At 69.8% G+C, this 19,512-nt stretch carries 18 protein-coding genes and 3 pseudogenes; 16 read left to right on the top strand and 5 right to left on the bottom strand.

Translation table 11 applies throughout. The features are described 5' to 3' along the window. Window positions 1–136: pseudogene (locus A5702_RS26510) on the bottom strand (rRNA cytosine-C5-methyltransferase); the annotation flags it as partial. A 20-nt stretch (window positions 137–156) separates the two neighbouring features. Here A5702_RS26510 and A5702_RS21765 point away from each other — a divergent pair. The 3 genes and pseudogenes from A5702_RS21765 to ribD form a co-directional block, all read left to right on the top strand. Continuing rightward, window positions 157–1,398, top strand: a pseudogene (locus A5702_RS21765) (RsmB/NOP family class I SAM-dependent RNA methyltransferase); the annotation flags it as partial. A 66-nt stretch (window positions 1,399–1,464) separates the two neighbouring features. Next, complete coding sequence (gene rpe, locus A5702_RS21760; RefSeq protein ID WP_068223672.1) at window positions 1,465–2,154, top strand: ribulose-phosphate 3-epimerase; 690 nt, start codon at window positions 1,465–1,467, stop codon at window positions 2,152–2,154. Further along, window positions 2,151–3,173, top strand: coding sequence for a bifunctional diaminohydroxyphosphoribosylaminopyrimidine deaminase/5-amino-6-(5-phosphoribosylamino)uracil reductase RibD (ribD, locus tag A5702_RS21755; protein WP_068223661.1), 1,023 nt, complete (start codon window positions 2,151–2,153; stop codon window positions 3,171–3,173). Before rpe ends, ribD begins: the two co-directional genes overlap by 4 nt. Before the next feature lie 3 nt (window positions 3,174–3,176). Here ribD and A5702_RS21750 read toward each other — a convergent pair whose 3' ends face one another. Both A5702_RS21750 and A5702_RS21745 read right to left on the bottom strand, forming a co-directional pair. Next, entirely contained in the window at window positions 3,177–4,733 is a 1,557-nt protein-coding gene (locus A5702_RS21750; protein WP_055403742.1) for an MFS transporter, read from the bottom strand. Further along, window positions 4,730–5,437, bottom strand: a complete 708-nt coding sequence (locus tag A5702_RS21745) for an LppX_LprAFG lipoprotein (protein WP_055403743.1) — start codon at window positions 5,435–5,437, stop codon at window positions 4,730–4,732. Before A5702_RS21745 ends, A5702_RS21750 begins: the two co-directional genes overlap by 4 nt. A gap of 130 nt (window positions 5,438–5,567) precedes the next feature. Here A5702_RS21745 and A5702_RS21740 point away from each other — a divergent pair, with 130 nt between their 5' ends. Beyond that, complete coding sequence (locus A5702_RS21740; RefSeq protein ID WP_067819166.1) at window positions 5,568–6,158, top strand: riboflavin synthase; 591 nt, start codon at window positions 5,568–5,570, stop codon at window positions 6,156–6,158. Window positions 6,159–6,171: 13 nt separating this feature from the next. Here A5702_RS21740 and A5702_RS25965 read toward each other — a convergent pair whose 3' ends face one another. Beyond that, on the bottom strand, window positions 6,172–6,447 hold the full coding sequence (locus tag A5702_RS25965; RefSeq protein WP_231633858.1) for a hypothetical protein: 276 nt from the start codon (window positions 6,445–6,447) through the stop codon (window positions 6,172–6,174). A gap of 177 nt (window positions 6,448–6,624) precedes the next feature. Between A5702_RS25965 and A5702_RS21735 the strand changes: the two genes are divergently transcribed. From A5702_RS21735 to A5702_RS21725, 3 genes are read left to right on the top strand one after another with little or no spacing between them, the layout of a single operon-like run. Further along, entirely contained in the window at window positions 6,625–7,902 is a 1,278-nt protein-coding gene (locus A5702_RS21735) for a bifunctional 3,4-dihydroxy-2-butanone-4-phosphate synthase/GTP cyclohydrolase II (RefSeq protein ID WP_055403744.1), read from the top strand. Beyond that, on the top strand, window positions 7,899–8,381 hold the full coding sequence (gene ribH, locus A5702_RS21730; RefSeq protein WP_055403745.1) for a 6,7-dimethyl-8-ribityllumazine synthase: 483 nt from the start codon (window positions 7,899–7,901) through the stop codon (window positions 8,379–8,381). The genes A5702_RS21735 and ribH overlap by 4 nt, the downstream gene beginning before the upstream one ends. After that, on the top strand, window positions 8,378–8,839 hold the full coding sequence (locus tag A5702_RS21725) for a PH domain-containing protein (RefSeq protein ID WP_068223659.1): 462 nt from the start codon (window positions 8,378–8,380) through the stop codon (window positions 8,837–8,839). Before ribH ends, A5702_RS21725 begins: the two co-directional genes overlap by 4 nt. A gap of 45 nt (window positions 8,840–8,884) precedes the next feature. Here A5702_RS21725 and A5702_RS21720 read toward each other — a convergent pair whose 3' ends face one another. Then, window positions 8,885–9,223, bottom strand: coding sequence for a hemophore-related protein (locus A5702_RS21720; protein ID WP_055403747.1), 339 nt, complete (start codon window positions 9,221–9,223; stop codon window positions 8,885–8,887). Window positions 9,224–9,495: 272 nt separating this feature from the next. Between A5702_RS21720 and uvrC the strand changes: the two genes are divergently transcribed. The 9 genes and pseudogenes from uvrC to A5702_RS27330 all read left to right on the top strand — a co-directional run. After that, window positions 9,496–11,445 carry an excinuclease ABC subunit UvrC gene (uvrC, locus tag A5702_RS21715; RefSeq protein WP_055403748.1) on the top strand — a complete coding sequence of 650 codons (1,950 nt, stop codon included), beginning with the start codon at window positions 9,496–9,498 and terminating at the stop codon, window positions 11,443–11,445. Then, window positions 11,435–12,361: an RNase adapter RapZ gene (gene rapZ, locus A5702_RS21710; RefSeq protein ID WP_055403749.1), complete on the top strand. Its 927-nt coding sequence runs from the start codon at window positions 11,435–11,437 to the stop codon at window positions 12,359–12,361. The genes uvrC and rapZ overlap by 11 nt, the downstream gene beginning before the upstream one ends. Further along, window positions 12,358–13,446 (top strand): uridine diphosphate-N-acetylglucosamine-binding protein YvcK, encoded by a 1,089-nt coding sequence (gene yvcK, locus A5702_RS21705; protein ID WP_068223657.1) that lies wholly within the window; start codon window positions 12,358–12,360, stop codon window positions 13,444–13,446. The genes rapZ and yvcK overlap by 4 nt, the downstream gene beginning before the upstream one ends. Next, complete coding sequence (gene whiA / locus A5702_RS21700; RefSeq protein WP_156669708.1) at window positions 13,443–14,420, top strand: DNA-binding protein WhiA; 978 nt, start codon at window positions 13,443–13,445, stop codon at window positions 14,418–14,420. Before yvcK ends, whiA begins: the two co-directional genes overlap by 4 nt. 880 nt (window positions 14,421–15,300) lie before the next feature. Beyond that, window positions 15,301–16,566 carry a PPE family protein gene (locus A5702_RS21695; protein ID WP_068223669.1) on the top strand — a complete coding sequence of 422 codons (1,266 nt, stop codon included), beginning with the start codon at window positions 15,301–15,303 and terminating at the stop codon, window positions 16,564–16,566. Window positions 16,567–16,579: 13 nt separating this feature from the next. Continuing rightward, window positions 16,580–17,941 carry a PPE family protein gene (locus tag A5702_RS21690; RefSeq protein ID WP_068223652.1) on the top strand — a complete coding sequence of 454 codons (1,362 nt, stop codon included), beginning with the start codon at window positions 16,580–16,582 and terminating at the stop codon, window positions 17,939–17,941. Between the two features lie 35 nt (window positions 17,942–17,976). After that, complete coding sequence (locus tag A5702_RS21685; protein WP_055405653.1) at window positions 17,977–18,318, top strand: DUF732 domain-containing protein; 342 nt, start codon at window positions 17,977–17,979, stop codon at window positions 18,316–18,318. Between the two features lie 58 nt (window positions 18,319–18,376). Then, window positions 18,377–19,345 carry a PPE family protein gene (locus A5702_RS21680; RefSeq protein ID WP_068223667.1) on the top strand — a complete coding sequence of 323 codons (969 nt, stop codon included), beginning with the start codon at window positions 18,377–18,379 and terminating at the stop codon, window positions 19,343–19,345. An 87-nt stretch (window positions 19,346–19,432) separates the two neighbouring features. After that, window positions 19,433–19,512, top strand: a pseudogene (locus A5702_RS27330) (tRNA (guanosine(37)-N1)-methyltransferase TrmD); the annotation flags it as partial.

Genomic DNA, 19,512 nt, shown 5'->3' with positions numbered 1-19,512 from the left:
GGCCCCGAGCGCGGCAGGTGCCGTAGGTCAGCTCGGTGGCGAACGCGGCGTCCCGGCCGCTGATCCCCCGGTCGCGCAGCAGCGCGGGCAGCGCCAGGTTCGCGTAGGCGTCCCGCTCGCTGACCGCCCGCAGCACGCCGAACGCGGCGGCGCGACCGGGGGATCAGCGGCCGGGACGCCGCGTTCGCCACCGAGCTGACCTACGGCACCTGCCGCACCCGCGGCCTGCTCGACGCGGTCATCGGCGCCGCCGCGGGCCGCTCCCCGGACACCATCGACCCGGTGCTGCTCGACCTGTTGCGGCTCGGCGCCTACCAGCTGCTGCGCACCCGCGTCGACACTTACGCGGCGGTGTCCACGACTGTGGAACAGGCCGGGATCGAATTCGATTCGGCGCGAGCGGGTTTCGTCAACGGGGTGCTGCGGGCCATCGCCGCCCGGGACGAGAAGTCCTGGGTCGCGGAGCTGGCGCCGGACCCGTCGCGGGATCCGGTCGGGCACGCCGCCTTCGTGCACGCGCACCCGCGCTGGATCGCCCAGGCCTTCGCCGACGCGCTGGGGGCGGACGCGGCCGAGCTCCGCGCGGTGCTGGCCAGCGACGACGAACGGCCCGTCGTGCACCTGGCCGCCCGGCCCGGGGTGCTCACCGCGAAGGAACTGGCCGATGCGGTCTCGGGCACGGTTGGCCGGTTTTCGCCGTATGCGGTGTACCTGCCGGGCGGTGACCCCGGCCGGCTGGCGCCGGTGCGCGACGGCGCCGCCCTGGTCCAGGACGAGGGCAGCCAGTTGGTGGCGCGGGTGCTGACCCTGGCGAGCGTCGAAGGCGACGCCGGCCGGTGGCTGGACCTGTGCGCCGGACCGGGCGGCAAGACGGCGCTGCTGGCCGCGCTCGGGGCCGCATCGGGTGCGCGCGTCACGGCGGTGGAACCGGCCCCGCGCCGCGCCGATCTGGTGGCCGAGAACACCCGGGGGCTGCCGGTCGACGTGCTGCGGGTCGACGGGCGGCAGAGCGGGCTCGAGCCGGCCTTCGACCGGGTGCTCGTCGACGCGCCCTGCACCGGGCTGGGCGCGCTGCGGCGCCGGCCCGAGGCGCGCTGGCGGCGCCAGCCGGCGGACGTGCCGGCGCTCACCAAGCTGCAGCGCGAGCTGCTGGGCGCCGCGATCGCGCTGACCCGGCCGGGCGGGGTGGTGCTCTACGCGACCTGCTCGCCCCACCTGGCCGAAACCGTCGGGGTGGTCGCCGATGCGCTGCGCCGGCACCCGGTGAGCGCGCTGGACACGCGGCCGCTGTTCGATCCGGTCACCGGGCTGGGGGATGGGCCGCACGTGCAGCTGTGGCCGCACCGGCATGGCACCGACGCGATGTTCGCCGCGGCGCTGCGCCGCGAAGCGGGGTAGGGGCCGCACGGCGACGCGCCGCTTGCCCGCGTGAAGCCGCCGCCAAGGCTCAGTAGTGTGGCGCACATGCCTGACAACACCGGTAGGCCCCTGATCGCGCCGTCCATCCTGTCCGCCGATTTCGCGCGGCTCGCCGACGAGGCGGCCGCGGTGGTGGGCGCGGACTGGCTGCACGTCGACGTGATGGACAACCACTTCGTGCCGAACCTGACCATCGGCCTGCCGGTGGTCGAGAGCCTGCTGGCCACCACGAGCATCCCGATGGACTGCCATCTGATGATCGAAGACCCCGACCGTTGGGCGCGCGGCTACGCCGAGGCCGGCGCCTACAACGTCACCTTCCACGCCGAGGCCACCGACAACCCGGTCGGGGTGGCGCGCGACATCCGCGCCGCGGGCGCCAAGGCCGGCATCAGCGTCAAGCCGGGCACCCCGCTCGAGCCGTACCTGGAGATCCTGCCCCAGTTCGACACCCTGCTGATCATGTCGGTCGAACCCGGCTTCGGCGGGCAGAGCTTCATCCCCGAGGTGCTGAGCAAGGTCCGCACCGCGCGCAAGCTGATCGACGCGGGGGAGCTGACGATCCTGGTGGAGATCGACGGCGGCATCAACGACGAGACCATCGAGCAGGCCGCCGAGGCCGGCGTCGACTGCTTCGTCGCCGGGTCGGCCGTCTACGGCGCGGAGGACCCGAAGGCCGCCGTCGAGGCGCTGCGGCGGCAGGCCGCCGCCGCGTCACCGCACCTGCGCCGATGAATCAGCCCGTGGACAGCCTCGACGCGGCCATGCGCCTGGCGATCGGGCAGTCCAATCAGGTCAAGGGCACCACCTACCCGAACCCGCCGGTGGGCGCGGTGATCCTGGACGCCGACGGCGTGGTGGTCGGCGTCGGCGGCACCGAGCCCGCGGGCGGTGACCACGCCGAGGTGCTGGCGTTGCGGCGGGCCGGCGACCTCGCGACCGGCGGGACGGCGGTGGTCACCCTCGAGCCCTGCAACCACTACGGCAGGACCCCGCCCTGCGTGGACGCCCTGTTGGACGCGAGAGTCGGTGCGGTGGTGTACGGCGTCGCCGACCCGAACCCGACCGCCGCCGGCGGCGCGGCCCGGCTGACGGAGGCGGGCGTGCGGGTGACGCCCGGCGTCCTCGCCGACGAAGTGGCCGGCGGGCCGCTGCGGGAGTGGCTGCACAAGCAGCGGACCGGCTTGCCGCACGTGACCTGGAAATACGCCGGCAGCGTCGACGGCCGCAGCGCCGCGGCCGACGGCACCAGCCAATGGATCTCCAGCGAGGCCTCGCGCCTGGACCTGCATCGCCGCCGCGCCATTGCCGACGCGATCGTGGTCGGCACCGGCACCGTGCTGGCCGACGATCCCGCGCTGACCGCCCGGTTGCCCGACGGCTCGCTGGCCGACCGGCAACCGCTGCGCGTGGTGGTGGGCATGCGCGAAATACCCTCGGAGGCAAAGGTTCTCAACGACGACTCGCGGACCATGGTGATTCGCACGCACGACCCCACGGAGGTGATCAAGGCGCTCTCGGATCGCACCGACGTCATGCTCGAGGGCGGTCCCACCCTCGCCGGCGCGTTCCTGCGGGCGGGCGCGGTCAACCGCATCCTGGCGTACGTCGCGCCGACGCTGCTGGGCGGCCCGATCTCCGTCGTCGACGACGTCGGGGTGCCCACCATCGCGCGGGCGTTGCGCTGGCATTTCGACGGAGTGGACCGGCTCGGGCCGGATCTCGTGCTCAGCCTGGTGCCGTGGGGGGACTAACGGCTAACGCTCGCCCAACGAAACCGCTTGCGGCTCAGCCACTTCGGGCTCCTCGGCGTGTTCCTTGCGGCCACCGATCAGCAGGCCGAGCAGCGCTCCCACGATGCAGATGACGACGGTGGCGCTGAAGATGTCGCCGTACATCATGGCGAACGCCTTGAGGTACATCGTCCCCTGAGCGGCGATGCGCTCCAGCAGGGAGGCGTTGGGCGGTATCGCCGCCGTCAACCCCGCCACGATCTGGTTGAACCGGTACAGGCCCCACGCGCTCAGCGCGGCGACACCGATCAGCATGCCCGTCATCCGGGCCACCACCACCGCGGCCGACGCGATGCCGTGCTGGGCCGAGGGAACCACGCGCAGCGCCGCGGAGGTCAGCGGCCCGATCACCAGGCCGAGGCCCACACCGGCGACCAACAGGTCGGCGTGCAAAACGGGCAGTTGGACGATCCCGAAGATGTCGTGCTTCTGGCTAAGCACGTCCTGGCGCCAGTAGTGAATCAGCCAGTACCCGTAGGCCGCGATCAGCAGGCCCACGAAGGTCATGGCGCGGTCACCGACCCGGGTGGCGATCCAGCCGCCCAGCACCGCCCCGATCGGCAGCGCGATCAGGAACCACAACAGCAGCCCGGCGGCCTGCGTCTGGTCCATCTGCAGCACGCCCTGGCCGAACAGCTCCACGTCGACCAGCGTCACCATCAGCGCCGCGCCCGCGGCCAGCGAGGCGCCCAGGGCGGCCAGGAACGGGCGGAAGTGCACCCCGGCCGGCTCGATCAGCCGGGTGCGGGAGAACCGTTCCCACAGCAAAAACAGCACCGCGACCACGACCGCCCCGATGACCAGCGGCAGGCCGTAGCTCGGCAAAATCTGTTTGCCGTCGGGCTGCGGGTTGTACAGGCCGATAACGGCCAGGCCCAGGGCAACCGCGAGCAGGACGCCGCCGACCAGGTCGACCCGCTCGGGGTTCTCGACCTTTTCGTGCGACGGGAGGCTGAACTGGATCATCGCCATCGCGATCAGGGTCAGCGGGACGTTGATCCAGAACACGTAACGCCAGTCGTGAAACAAGTACACGATGAAGATCCCGTACAGCGGGCCCAGCACGCTGCCGAGTTCCTGCGCGGCGCCGATGCCGCCCAGCACGCCAGCGCGGTTGCGCTGCGCCCACAGGTCGGCGCCCAGCGCGAGGGTGACCGGCAGCAGCGCGCCGCTGGCCACACCCTGGATGGTGCGGCCGGCGATCAGCAGGTGGAAATCGCCCCAGTGCCCGGCCAGCGCGGTCACCACCGACCCCACCATGAACAGCGCGAGGCTGACCTGCAACACCAGCTTGCGGCCGAACCGGTCGGACGCGCGGCCCAGCAGCGGCATGGCGGCGATGTACCCGAGCAGGTACATCGTGATGATCCAGGTGATGCGCTGCAGCTGGTTGATCGGGATGTGAACGTCGCTCATGATGTCGCGCATGATCGTCACGACGACATAGGCGTCCAGCGCACCGAGCAGGACCGCCAGACTGCCGGCGCTGATCGCGACGCGGCGTCCGGTCTGCGAACTCATGAACTCACCGGCGGCTTGGTGACCTGGACCTGCTCGCCCCAGTTGGACAGCGTCACCTGGATGGAGTTGCCGGAGCTCTTCTGCATGTTGGCCTGCACCAGCTGGTGGTCACCGGTCTCCTGAATCCAGACCGTGCTCGGCACCGGCTGAGTCGCGTTGAACTGCGGCATGATCTTGTTCACCGCGTCCGCCGACACGTTCCCGCTGACGCGAATGGTGTTCTGGCCGTTGATGGTCTCGCGGCCCTCGGCCTTGGCGTTGCTGAAGTTCGCCAGCGCGTTGGCCAGCCCGGTGTCCGGGTTCAGCAACACCGACACGTCGTAGATGTCGGAGGCCTTGCCGAAGTCGCTCCACTTGTTCGGTGTCAGGGTGGCGTACAGGGTGCCGTCGACCACCACGAAGTTGGCGTCGATGTCGGAGCCGCCCAGGGTGATGGTGGCGTTGCCCGACGCGGCGGTGGCCGGCGCCGTGGTGAGGTCACCGGTGAGCGTCTTGATGGGCAGCCCCTGGATCTTGCCCTGAATGCTCAGCACCAGGTGCACGCTCTTCACATTCTTGGTGGCGTCGGCCGACTGCTTGACCAGGGTCGTGGCGTCGGGAAGCGGGGCGCCGCTCTGCTTTGAGCCCGACGAGCAGCCGGCGATCAAGGCGGTGGCGAGGGTCAGGGATGCGATGACGGCCGATATACGGCGGCGGGTCTGCATACCTTGCATCGTAGAGGGTGCCCGCGACCGGCTTTCGAGACGCGGGGGCGCAATGGCCGCCCGGCGATGGCGCTTTCGCCTGCTCACCAGCGCCGCCGCCGCGTTCGGGCGTCCGATTAACCTGATTGGCATGTTCACCGGAATTGTCGAGGAACTCGGAGAGGTGACGGGCCGCGAGGTGCTGGCCGACGCCGCGCGGCTGACCATCCGCGGGCCGGTCGTCACTTCCGACGCCGGGCACGGCGATTCGATCGCCGTCAACGGCGTCTGCCTGACCGTCGCGGAGCTGCTGCCCGACGGGCAGTTCACCGCCGACGTGATGGCCGAGAGCCTCAACCGGTCCAACCTGGGCGCCTTGCAGGTGGGCAGCCCGGTGAACCTGGAGCGCGCCGCGGCGGTCAACAGCCGGCTAGGCGGGCACATCGTGCAGGGGCACGTCGACGGGACCGGCCAGGTCGTCGCCCGGACGCCGTCCGAGCACTGGGAAGTGGTGCGGATCCAGATCCCCGCGGCGGTGGCCCGCTACGTCGTCGAGAAGGGGTCGATCACCGTCGACGGCATCTCACTGACGGTCTCGGGGCTCGGCGCCGACTGGTTCGAGGTTTCGCTGATCCCCACCACCCGCGAGCTGACCACCCTGGGTCGCGCTCCGGTCGGCACGCAGGTCAACCTCGAGGTCGACGTCATCGCCAAATACGTCGAGCGATTGATGGAGCGCTAGGCCGGCCGACTCGTCAGCAGGGCTCGCCCGGGGGCGTCCAGTACGGCTCCCCGGACGGGGTGTAGCACGGCGGTGGCGCGTCGGGCGGCGGGACCGTCGTCGCACCGGCCGGAAGGACCCAGTTACCCCAGCGCCCCGGGTCGGTGCAGCCGCCGACGCTCACATGCCGACCGCCGACGTCGGCGCACGCGTCGGCCGTCGCGCGTTGCGGGCAGGCGATACCCGCTCCAAGTCCGGCCGCGAATATCGAGGTCACGACCGGTACCGCCAGTCTCACTGCGATGCTCATGCCGGTCAGCGTAGATTGCTGGCCGCGATCAGGGAGTCGTTTCGTTGCAGTCGGCCTGTTGCTGGGCTGCGCCCGCGGTCCCTGTGAACAGCATCGCAATAACCGGCCCCCCGCGGTGGTTCATACTGAATGCAACACTTGGGCTCCCGGAACCCCTGAGACAGCAAGGTAACGACGATGACGAGGTTGGACTCCGTCGAGAGGGCGGTTGCCGACATTGCGGCGGGCAAGGCCGTGGTCGTCATCGACGACGAGGACCGCGAGAACGAGGGCGACCTCATCTTCGCCGCGGAAAAGGCGACGCCGGAGTTGGTGGCGTTCATGGTGCGCTACACCTCGGGGTACCTGTGCGTGCCGTTGGACGGCGCGATCTGCGACCGGCTGGGGCTGCTGCCGATGTACGCGGTGAACCAGGACAAGCACGGGACCGCCTACACCGTCACCGTGGACGCGAGAAACGGCGTGGGCACCGGGATCTCGGCCTCGGACCGGGCGACGACGATGCGCCTGCTGGCCGATCCCGCCAGCGTCGCCAACGATTTCACCCGTCCGGGTCACGTGGTTCCGTTGCGCGCCAAGGACGGCGGCGTGCTGCGCCGCCCCGGCCACACCGAGGCCGCCGTCGACCTGGCCCGGATGGCGGGCCTGCAACCGGCGGGCGCGATCTGCGAAATCGTCAGCCAGAAGGACGAGGGCTCGATGGCGCAGACCGACGAGCTGCGGGTCTTCGCCGACGAGCACGACCTCGCGCTGATCACCATCGCCGACCTGATCGAGTGGCGGCGCAAGCACGAGAAGCACATCGAGCGCATCGCTGAGGCCCGGATTCCGACCCGGCACGGCGAGTTTCGCGCGATCGGCTACGCGAGCATCTACGAGGACGTCGAACACGTCGCGCTGGTGCGCGGCGAGATCGCCGGGCCGAACGCCGACGGCGACGACGTGCTGGTCCGGGTGCACTCGGAGTGCCTGACCGGTGACGTGTTCGGTTCCCGCCGCTGCGATTGCGGGCCCCAACTGGACGCGGCGATGGCGATGGTCGCGCGGGAAGGGCGCGGCGTCGTGCTCTACATGCGCGGCCACGAGGGCCGCGGCATCGGCCTGATGCACAAGCTGCAGGCCTACCAGCTGCAGGACGCCGGCGAGGACACCGTCGACGCCAACCTCAAACTCGGGTTGCCCGCCGACGCAAGGGATTACGGAATCGGGGCGCAGATCCTGGTCGACCTCGGGGTCCGCTCGATGCGGCTGCTGACCAACAACCCGGCCAAGCGCGTCGGGCTGGACGGTTACGGGCTGCACATCATCGAGCGGGTGCCGCTGCCGGTGCGCGCCAACGCGGAGAACATTCGCTACCTGATGACCAAGCGCGACAAGATGGGCCACGACCTGGCCGGCCTGGACGATTTCCACGAATCCGTCCATTTGCCAGGCGAATTCGGCGGTGCTTTGTGAGCCCAGCGGCGGGCGTGCCGGAGTTTCCACCGCTGGACGCATCGGGTCTGCGGCTGGCCATCGTCGCGAGCACCTGGCACGCCGAGATCTGCGATGCGCTGCTGGCCGGCGCGCGCAAGGTGGCCTCCGAATCGGGCATCGACGACCCGACGGTGGTCCGGGTGATCGGCGCGATCGAAATCCCGGTGGTGTCACAGGAATTGGCCCGCAACCACGACGCCGTGGTCGCCCTGGGCGTGGTGATCCGCGGTCAGACACCACATTTCGACTATGTGTGCGACGCGGTGACGCAGGGGTTGACCCGGGTTTCGTTGGACGCGTCGACGCCGGTGGCCAACGGGGTGCTCACGACCGACACGGAGCAGCAGGCCCTGGATCGGGCCGGCCTTCCGGAATCGGCCGAGGACAAGGGCGCCCAGGCGACCGCGGCGGCCCTGCAGACCGCCCTCACGCTGCGTGACCTGCGCGCTCGGTCGTGACCGACCCCGAGCGCTGGGACGTCGAATTGCGTCCACACCGCACGCCGATATTCGTTTACGGCGCGGCGGTCATCCTGATCGCGGTGCACATCGCGATCGGCTTTCTGCTCAAAACCGGATCCACCGGGGTGGTTTTCCAGACCAGCGACCAGGTGGCGATGGCGCTGCTGGGTCTGGTGCTGGCCGGGGTGGTGTTGCTGTTCGCCCGGCCCCGGCTCCGGGTCGGGGCGGCGGGGATTTCGGTGCGCAACCTGTTGGGCGACAAGTTGATCGAATGGCCGGACGTGGCGGGCGTCTCGTTCCCGGTGGGTAATCGCTGGGCGCGCATCGACCTACCCGACGACGAATACATCCCGGTGATGGCCATCCAGGCCGTCGACAAGGAGCGCGCGGTCAGCGCCATGGACACCGTGCGGTCCTTGCTGGCGCGGTACCGGCCCGACCTGCACACCCACTGAAAGGGCTATCCGCGCGAGCGCGGATAGCCCTTTCAGGTGGACGGGTCAGAAGTTCTTACAGTCGGTCATCATCTGCTGGAAGATCGGCAAAGCCTGCTGCGCGCCCTGGTTGTGCTCGATGGCGTGCAGCAAGTTCACGCGCTGATCCGGCGTCGACGCCAGGTACTGCTGCAAGAACTGCTGGTTCGGCGGCGACTGGTCGAGGTACTGAGCGGCCATCGGGTTTTCCGCGTGCACCGCCCGCATCGCCTGGTCGTAGCTGCAGGTCGTGTTGATCATGGGGCCGTAATCGGGGGCAGCGGATGCGACCCCGGCCGCGGCGGTCGACGCCAATGCCAGACCGCCAACCCCGATCGCGAGCCTGGTCAACGAGCGCTTGAACATCTGTGGACTCCCTCCATCGATTGCCACCCACTGTACGTCCAGCTACCCCCTTGGTAGCCAGAACAAACCGTCCAAACCGGCGCTCGGTCGTCATAACCCGAGGTCATCGGTAATTTCGGAAAAACTGGCGGATCGGTCGGCGGCCTCCCTAATTCATCGCGCGACCGCGCGAATGCGTTACAGGGCCGCCCCCGCCAGGGCCCCGGATCCGGCGCCGCGGCGCGGTGCTCCCGACGGGCCGGCATGGCGCCGGCGGCTACTAGCCTGGATGGGTGCCAGATCCCGCCACGTATCGCCCCCCGCCCGGGTCCATCCCGGTCGAGCCGGGCGTCTACCGATTCCGGGACGTGCACGGGCGGGTCATCTACGTCGGTAAGGCCAAGAGCCTGCGCAGCAGGCTGACGTCCTACTTCCAGGACGTCTCCGCCCTGCATCCGCGCACCCGGCAGATGGTGACCACCGCCGCCAAGGTCGAGTGGACGGTGGTCAACACCGAAGTCGAGGCGCTGCAGCTCGAATACAACTGGATCAAGGAGTTCGATCCGCGCTTCAACGTCCGCTACCGCGACGACAAGTCCTACCCGGTGCTGGCCGTCACCCTGGGCGAAGAGTTTCCCCGACTGATGGTCTATCGCGGCCCGCGCCGCAAGGGTGTGCGCTACTTCGGGCCGTACTCGCACGCGTGGGCCATCCGGGAAACCCTGGACCTGCTGACCCGGGTATTCCCGGCCCGCACCTGCTCGGCCGGTGTGTTCAAGCGGCACAAGCAGATCGACCGCCCGTGCCTGCTCGGCTACATCGACAAGTGTTCGGCGCCGTGCGTCGGCAGGGTCAGCGCCGAGCAGCATCGCCAAATCGTCGACGACTTCTGCGACTTCCTCTCCGGCAAGACCGACCGCTTCGCCCGCGAGCTGGAACAGCAGATGAACGCCGCGGCCGAGCGGCTCGACTTCGAGCGGGCCGCGCGGCTGCGCGACGACCTGTCCGCGCTGAAGCGCGCCATGGAGAAGCAGGCCGTGGTGCTCGGCGACGGCACCGACGCCGACGTGGTCGCCTTCGCCGACGACGAACTCGAGGCGGCGGTGCAGGTGTTCCACGTCCGCGGCGGCCGGGTGCGCGGCCAGCGCGGCTGGATCGTCGAAAAGTCCGCGGACCCAGGCGATTCCGGGGAGGAGCAGTTGGTCGAGCAATTCCTGACGCAGTTCTACGGCGAGCAGGCGGAGCTGGGTGGCTCGGCCGACGAATCCGTCAATCCGGTTCCCCGCGAGGTGCTGGTGCCCTGCCTGCCGTCCAACTCCGAGGAATTGACCAGCTGGCTGTCGGGCCTGCGCGGTTCCCGGGTCGCGCTGCGGGTGCCGCGGCGCGGCGACAAGCGGGCGCTGGCCGAAACGGTGCAACGCAACGCCAAAGAGGCGCTGCAGCAACACAAGCTGAAGCGGGCCGGTGACTTCAACGCCAGATCGGCTGCGCTGCAGAACATTCAGGAAGCCCTTGGGCTGGCCGACGCGCCGCTGCGCATCGAATGCGTCGACATCAGCCACGTGCAGGGCACCGACGTGGTGGGGTCGCTGGTGGTGTTCGAAGACGGCCTGCCGCGCAAGTCGGACTACCGTCACTTCGGCATCCGCGAAGCCGCCGGCCAGGGCCGCTCCGACGACGTCGCCTCCATCGCCGAGGTGACCCGCCGCCGGTTCGCGCGGCACCTGAGCGAACAGAACGATCCGAATATGCTGTCGCCCGAAGGGAAGTCGCGCCGGTTCGCCTACCCGCCCAACCTCTATGTCGTCGACGGCGGCGCCCCACAGGTCAACGCGGCCAGCGCCGTGCTCGACGACCTCGGCATCACCGACGTCGCGGTGATCGGCCTGGCCAAGCGGCTGGAAGAGATCTGGGTGCCCTCCGAGCCCGATCCCGTCATCATGCCGCGCAACAGCGAGGGGCTCTACCTGCTACAGCGCATTCGCGACGAGGCGCACCGGTTCGCCATCACCTACCATCGCAGCAAGCGATCGAAGCGAATGACCGCCTCGGCGCTGGATTCGGTGCCAGGATTAGGGGAACATCGCCGCAAGGCGCTGGTGACCCATTTCGGATCCATAGCCCGCCTCAAGGAGGCCACCGTCGACCAGATCACGGCCGTTCCCGGAATCGGAGTGGCCACCGCCACCGCCGTCCTGGAGGCGTTGCGCCCGAGCGGCCCGGAGCAGCCGAATGACGGGTGACGTGGCGGAGGGCAACCCGGCCCAGGCCCGCCCGGAGGGTGGGGCCGGCATCGACGTCGTCCTGGTGACCGGGTTGTCGGGCGCCGGGCGGGGTACTGCGGCCAAGGTGCTCGAGGACCTGGGCTGGTACGTCGCCGACAACCTGCCGCCCCAGCTGATCACGCGGATGGTGGATCTCGGCATGGACGCGGGGTCGCGCATCACCCGCCTGGCGGTGGTGATGGACGTGCGCTCGCGCGGCTTCACCGGCGATCTCGATTCGGTGCGCACCGAGCTGGCCACCCGCAACATCGCGCCGCGGGTGGTGTTCATGGAGGCGTCCGACGACATGCTGGTGCGCCGCTACGAGCAGAACCGCCGCAGCCACCCGCTGCAGGGCGAGGCGACCCTGGCCGAGGGCATCGCCGCCGAGCGCCGGATGCTGGCCCCGGTGCGCGCGACGGCCGACCTCATCATCGACACCTCGACGCTGTCGGTGCGGGGACTGCGGGAGAGCATCGAGCGCGCGTTCGGCGGCGACGCCAGCACGTCGATCAGCATCACCCTCGAATCGTTCGGCTTCAAGTACGGCCTGCCGATGGACGCCGACATGGTGATGGACGTGCGGTTCCTGCCCAACCCGCACTGGGTCGACGAGCTGCGTCCCCTCACCGGACAGGACCCGGCGGTCAGCGAATACGTGCTGAGCCAGCCCGGCGCCGCGGACTTTCTCGACGCCTACCACCGGTTGCTCTCGCTGGTGGTCGACGGCTACCGCCGGGAGGGCAAGCGCTACATGACGGTTGCGATCGGGTGCACCGGGGGTAAGCACCGCAGCGTGGCGATCGCCGAGGCGCTGATGCGGCAGTTGAAGGCCCAGACGGCCGATGCCCAATTGTCGGTGCGGGTGCTGCACCGGGATTTGGGTCGCGAATGAGCGCGCCGACGGATCCCTCGACCAACAACAGCATCGTCGCGCTGGGCGGCGGCCACGGCCTGTACGCCACGCTGTCGGCGGCGCGCCGGCTGACTCCGCACGTCACCGCCGTGGTGACCGTCGCCGACGACGGCGGTTCCTCCGGGCGGCTGCGCAGCGAATTGGAAGTCGTGCCCCCGGGAGATCTGCGAATGGCGTTGGCGGCCTTGGCATCCGACAGCCCGCACGGGCGGTTGTGGGCGACCATCCTGCAGCATCGCTTCGGCGGCAACGGGGCGTTGGCCGGCCACCCGATCGGCAACCTGATGCTCGCCGGGCTCTCGGAGGTACTCGCCGACCCGGTGGCCGCCCTCGACGAGCTGGGCCGCATCCTGGGCGTCAAGGGCCGGGTGCTGCCGATGTGCCCGATCGCGCTGCAGATCGAGGCCGACGTGTCCGGCCTGGAGTCAGATCCACGGATGTTCCGGCTTATTCGCGGCCAGGTGGCGATCGCCAGCACGCCGGGCAAGGTGCGCCGGGTGCGGCTGCTGCCGCCCGATCCGCCGGCGACCCGGCAGGCCGTCGACGCGATCATGGCCGCCGACCTCGTGGTGCTCGGTCCGGGCTCCTGGTTCACCAGCGTGATCCCGCACGTGCTGGTGCCGGGGTTGGCGGCGGCGCTGCGGGCCACCACCGCGCGGCGCGCGCTGGTGCTCAATCTGGTGGCCGAGCCGGGGGAGACGGCCGGGTTTTCCGTCGAGCGTCATCTGCACGTGTTGGCCCAGCACGCCCCGGGGTTCACCGTGCACGACATCATCATCGACGCCGAGCGGGTGCCCAGTGAGCGGGAGCGGGAACAGCTGCGCCGCACGGCGACGCTGCTTTCGGCCGAGGTCCACTTCGTCGACGTGGCCCGACCTGGTACACCTTTACATGATCCAGGCAAGCTTGCGGCGGCCCTGGACGGGGTCCGGGCGGCCCGCAACGGCCCGGGAGCGCCTCCGGTCACGGCCACCGCGGACATTCGGGTCGACAGTGCAAGCCCACAGACCGGTGCAAGAGGACCGGCCGGCAGCGGACCAAGGGGTGACGACGCGTGGCGATGACGACCGAAGTCAAGGACGAGCTCAGCCGCCTGGTCGTGAAGTCGGTCAGCGCGCGGCGCGCCGAAGTCACGTCGCTGCTGAGGTTCGCCGGCGGGTTGCACATCGTCGGCGGTCGGGTGGTCGTGGAGGCCGAGGTGGACCTCGGCAATGTCGCGCGGCGGCTGCGCAAGGACATCTTCGAGCTCTACGGCTACAACGCCGTCGTGCATGTGTTGTCGGCCAGCGGGATTCGCAAGACCACCCGTTACGTGCTGCGGGTGGCCAACGACGGTGAAGCGCTGGCCCGCCAGACCGGCCTGCTCGACAACCGCGGCCGGCCGGTGCGCGGCCTGCCCGCCCAGGTCGTGGGCGGCAGCATCGCCGACGCCGAGGCCGCCTGGCGCGGAGCCTTTCTGGCGCACGGGTCGCTCACCGAGCCGGGACGGTCGTCAGCCCTGGAGGTCAGCTGCCCCGGGCCGGAGGCCGCGCTGGCGTTGGTGGGTGCGGCGCGCCGGCTCGGCGTCAGCGCCAAGGCCCGCGAAGTGCGCGGCGCCGACCGGGTGGTGGTGCGCGACGGCGAGGCCATCGGCGCCCTGCTGACCCGGATGGGCGCGCAGGACACCCGGCTCATCTGGGAGGAGCGCCGGATGCGCCGCGAGGTGCGGGCGACGGCAAATCGGCTCGCCAACTTCGACGACGCCAACCTGCGCCGCTCGGCGCGGGCCGCGGTGGCCGCGGCCGCCCGGGTGGAACGCGCGCTGGAGATTCTCGGCGACACCGTTCCCGACCATTTGGCCTCCGCCGGCAAGCTGCGCGTCGAGCACCGGCAGGCCTCGCTGGAGGAGCTCGGGCGGCTCGCCGACCCGCCGATGACGAAAGATGCTGTGGCGGGCCGCATTCGCCGGTTGCTGTCGATGGCCGACCGCAAGGCCAAGATCAAGGGCATCCCGGACACCGAATCGGCGGTCACACCGGATCTGCTGGAAGACGCTTAGCCTCGTCGCGCATTTGCGGACGCGTCGTACCGCGCCTGGCAAACCCGGGCACTCAGCAACTTTGCCTGGCCCGGTTTGCCGGGCGTTCCATAGCGCTGCGCGCAGAGTCGCCCCGGTCCTCGTCCATGTCACGCGGTTACGAATTCTATGAATTACATGAATTCTTTGAATTGAATATGGATAACGCGAAATGGCGGTCGCTTCACCCTGGAAGTGCAAGGCAGGAATCAATGGTCTTTTTGCCACCAAACCGTCCGCCGTCCCCCGAAAGCTCGTCTCGGGACGCTATTTTTCGAGTAGGGATTCATAGCACCCACATAACTTCTTTGAAGACTGTATGAGTTCCGACGTATCGCTTGCAGCCGATCGGTGCTCCAGTCGGCGTAAGCAGAGCGCATGTAACCCAGGCCAAGACGTCTCGCGCCCGGTCATCGCGAGCTCGGGCGGCCGTGCCTTTCCGTGGGGACGTCTTGGCCAAGGCCTCATTCGTCGCAATCGCAATTTATGCGCCCATGAGATTTTTATTCGCCGGAAGCGACCCAGCGACGCAAATGCCGTATTTTCATCCACTGTTCACCCCGTCGCCTTTTCGGACTCGCGCCAGGTAGAGCGGTTTATGGCGGTTTCTCTTCGGCGCCGACGGCGCGCGGCCCGCGCCGGGCGGTGCCCCGGCGGCACCGACCCCCGTTGTGCTCGGCGAAACGCCTTCTGGTCGCGGCTGGCTAGTGTCCTGTCTGCAGGAGAGATGCCCGTCGGCTAGCAAACTCGGATCCCAGGCTTTGTCGGCGGCACGCAGGGGCTCGATGTCGTTTGCGTTCGGCTGGTCGGCGCGCGAAGCGCAGGGGCCGTGCTGGGGACATGGCTGGAGGCGGAGGAAGGCATGGATTTCGGGTTGTTACCGCCGGAGATCAACTCCGGCAGGATCTACTCAGGGCCGGGGCCGGCGCCGTTGCTCGCGGCTGCGGCCGGCTGGAACGGCTTGGCGGCCGAATTGCATTCGGCGTCGGCGTCTTACGGTGCTGCGATCGCGGAGCTGAGAAGCGTCTGGCATGGGCCCTCGTCCGCAGCGATGGCGACCGCGGCGGCGCCCTACATCGCGTGGCTGGACGGCACGGCCGGGCAGGCCGAGCAGACCGCCGCCCAGGCAACGGCGGCGGCGGCCGCCTATGAAGCCGTTTTCGCGGCCACGGTCCCGCCGCCGGTGATCGCGGCCAATCGAGCGTTGCTGGCGTCGCTGATCGCGACGAACGTGTTGGGGCAGAACACGGCGGCCATCGCGGCCACCGAGGCCGACTACGCCGAGATGTGGGCGCAAGACGCCGCCGCGATGTACACCTACGCCGCCGCGTCGGCGGTGGCGACCCGGCTGACCCCGTTCACGGCGCCGCCCACGACCACCGACGGCAGTGGGGAGGCCGAGCAGTCGGCGGCGGTGGCCTCCGCGCTCCAGTCCTCGACCGCTTCCCGGCTGGAATCCACACTCTCGGAATCGGTTTCGCAGGCTCCGGCCGGCCTGCAGACCCTCGCGACGAACGCGACTGCGGCGCCGACGGCGGCGGCCGGTTTGCCACTGGGGTTGAAGGACATCACCGGGATCCTGAAGACATTCAACAGCGTCATGGGCACGATCTCGGGGCCATACACCCCGCTGGGGGTGGCGAACCTGGCGAAGAACTGGTACCAGATCGCCCTCAGCATCCCGAGCGTGGGGACGGGCATCCAGGGCATCGGCCCCCTGTTGCACCCCAAGGCGCTCACCGGGGTGTTGGCACCGCTGCTGCGCAGCGACCTGTTGAGCGGCGCGACCGCGCTGTCGAGCGCGGGCACGGTTTCGGCCGCAACTGGGCAGGCCGGACTGGTCGGGTCGTTGTCGGTGCCGGCGAATTGGGCTTCTGCCGTTCCCGCTATCCGAACGGTGGCCGCGGAGCTGCCGGAGACGACGGTGCAAGCCGCTCCCGCGATGGCCGTGAATGGCCAACAAGGCATGTTCGGTCCGACGGCGCTGTCCAGCCTGGCCGGACGCGCCGTCGGCGCGAGTGCCACCCGCGCGGTCGCCGGGTCGACCCTTCGCGTGCCAGGTGCCGTGGCCGTCGACGACCTCGCGACCACGTCCACGGTCATCGTGATCCCGCCGAACGCCAAATAAGAAAGGTGCGGCAATGGTTTTCAGCGATTTCGCAACGCTTCCACCGGAGGTGATCTCCACCCAGATCTACGCGGGCCCGGGCGCGGGGCCGATGCTCGCCGCCGCCGCGGCCTGGGAGACGCTGGCCGCCGAGTTGCACTCCACCGCGGCCGCTTACGGCACGGTGATTTCGGACCTGGTCGGCCAGTCGTGGCAGGGTCCGTCGTCGGAGTCGATGGCCGCGGCGGTAGCACCGTATCTGGCCTGGATGTCGACCACCGCGGGTCAAGCCGAGCAGACCGCCACGCAGGCCCGGGCCGCGGCCGCGGCGTACGAGGCCGCCCTGGCGGCCACCGTGCCGCCGCAACTCGTCGCGGAGAACCGCATCCAGTTGGCCGCGCTGTTGGAGACGAATCTCCTGGGCCAAAACGACGCCGCGATCGCGGCGACCGAAGACGAGTACGCCCAGATGTGGGCCCAAGATGTCGCCGCCATGTTCAGTTACGCCGGCGCGTCGGAGTCGGCCGGTGAGTTGACCCCCTTCGAGGAGGCGCCGGCAACCACCAACGATGCCGGTGCGGTGGCCCAGGCCGCCGCGGCGGCCGCGGCAGAGCCGACGTCGTTGTCGGCCTGGCTGAAACAGATAGAGGACTTCCTCACCTCACTCACCAGCCAATACACCCAGTTCTGGCAGCAGTTGATCGGGGGAGTCACGGGTAGCCCGGACGTGGCGCCGTTGTGGGAAGCGTTGTATTCCAGCATTTCCCAGATCGGCACCCAGGCGACGTGGACCAACGTCACCAATGCCAGCATCAGCCTGGGCGTCTCGCAGTGGAAGAACTTCTTCATCTACGCACCGTGGAGCGCCGCGATGGCGAAGACCTCGCTGGGCGCGGGCCTGGCGTCGCCGGGGCACGCCGCCGCCGGCATCGCGGCCAAGCCCGTGTCGGCCGTATTGGGGACCGCGCCGACGGTGGGCAAGCTTTCGGTTCCACCCGGCTGGGCGACCGCCGCCCCGGCAATCCGGCTGGCCTCGCTCCCGGGCACCAGCGTGGCCGCGGCCGCGGCGACGGATTTCTCGAGCCTGGTCAACGAGGCGACGTTGGGCAGCTTGGCGGGTGGCGCGCTTGGCGGCCCGGCGGCGCGCGCGGTCACCTCAACCGGCATCCAGCAGGCCCGCGTCGGCACCGGTGAGCGGCGCACCGCGCCGGTCAAGCTGGACCGCATCATCGCCCAACTGCAGGAGATGCCCGACCAGGTTCAGCACTGGAACGTCGACGAGGCCGGCCTCGATGACCTGGTCGCCAGGCTCAGGACGACACCGGGCGTCCACGCCGTGCACGTGACGGACGGCGAAGAGGCCGCCGTCGGAGCGCCCGAATCAAAAGTGTTGTAGCACAGAGGATTTAGCTGTCAATCGAAGGAGGACGCATGAAACTGCTGTTGGCGCTTCTCGGTGTGTCGCTGGGCATCGCCGCCGCGGCGCCTGCGCACGCCGTGCCCGGAGAGGACGAGGCGGCCGTCGACGACAACAACGAAGCCTTCATCGCCGACCTCCATGCGCTGGGCATCAGCTTTGCCGACCCGGGCCAAGCCGTGAACGCCGGCAAGGCGGTATGCGGCCTGCTCGCGCGCGGCGTGTCCGGTCTGCAACTCCTCAATGATCTCCGGGACAACAACCCCGGCCTGACCACCAACGGCGCCGCGCAGTTCGCGACGGTGTCGGCGAAGTCGTATTGCCCGCGACAACTCGATGCTTCCGCCAAAGGCTGAACCCATCGGGATCCGACCCGCTCGAGTCATGTCCGCCACCGTTCTAGAGAAAATGCCGATGCTGCAGCACGATTCGCCCTCCCTCGAGCCGGATTTCGGCGCCCTGCCGCCGGAGACGAACTCCGGGCGGATGCATGCGGGCCCGGGCGCCGGATCGATGATGGACGCCGCCCAGGCCTGGGATCTGCTGGGCGCCCAACTCGGCGAGATGGCGCTGAGCTACCGCGCGGTGTTCGCCGAGCCGGATTCGCCGAGTGATTCGGCAAGGGCGACAAGCCGAGGCGTCGCGGCCTATCTGGGCTGGCTCGACGGTACCGCCGCGCGGGCCCGGCAGGCGGCCATCCAGGCCAAGGCCGCGGCTGCCGCCTACGGTGCGGCCCTCGCGGCGGTGGTGGCGCCCCATGCGATCGATGCCAATCGGTTGCGGCGGATCTGGCTGGCCGCGACGAACTGGCTTGGCCAGCTCAGTCCGGCCATCGCCGACGCCGAAGCCGACTATGAACGGATGTGGGCCCAAGACGCCGCCGCCATGTACGCCTACGCCCGCGCCTCGGCGGTTATCCGGCAGCTGACACCGTTCAGTTCGCCCCCGCAATGCACCCATTCGTCCGGGCCGGCGGTCACCGAACCATCCCGCAGCTGGCGGCTGAGGTCGGCGCCGGAGGTGATAACGACTGGCGCACAAGTGATCTCGGCCGTCGGCCAGGCGATCGAGGCGCTGTCCTCCTCGCCGCGCACCACCCTCGATGCGACCCTGTCGCCGATAGGGGCGGCACTGTCCCGGCTCAGTTCGTTGTCGGCGCCATCGGACGTCGCGCTCACCCACCTGAGCTCCCTCAATAAGGCCGCCGCGCTGCACCGGGCCACGGTCATCCGGTCCGCCCGCACGACCGACGCGGCGCCTTGGGTGAGCGTCGGCAGCGGCGCCGCGATCGGGGCCCTGTCGGTTCCCCGGGCGTGGATTCGGTCGGAGCCAACCCCCGCATGGTCGAGCCCCCAAGCGAGCCCCGTCGATCGGAGCCAGTGAGTTCTCGGAATGAGTTGCGGCGCAATAGTTGTGGCCGTTCACTGCTGGTGGGTGCACGCATGACCGGCAACCCTCCGGGCGGTGGTCCCGACGAGCTGGCGCGCCCCGTAGTGCCCGAGGTGCTGCTGTCCGGTGACCACGCGCGCGTCGCCGCGTGGCGGCGGGAG

The organism is Mycobacterium sp. E3339 (assembly GCF_001666915.1).
In the GTDB taxonomy this organism is placed as follows: Bacteria; Actinomycetota; Actinomycetes; order Mycobacteriales; family Mycobacteriaceae; genus Mycobacterium.
The sequence above is the reverse complement of the archived record's forward strand: the minus strand, read 5'-3'. Positions and strand labels throughout refer to the sequence as shown.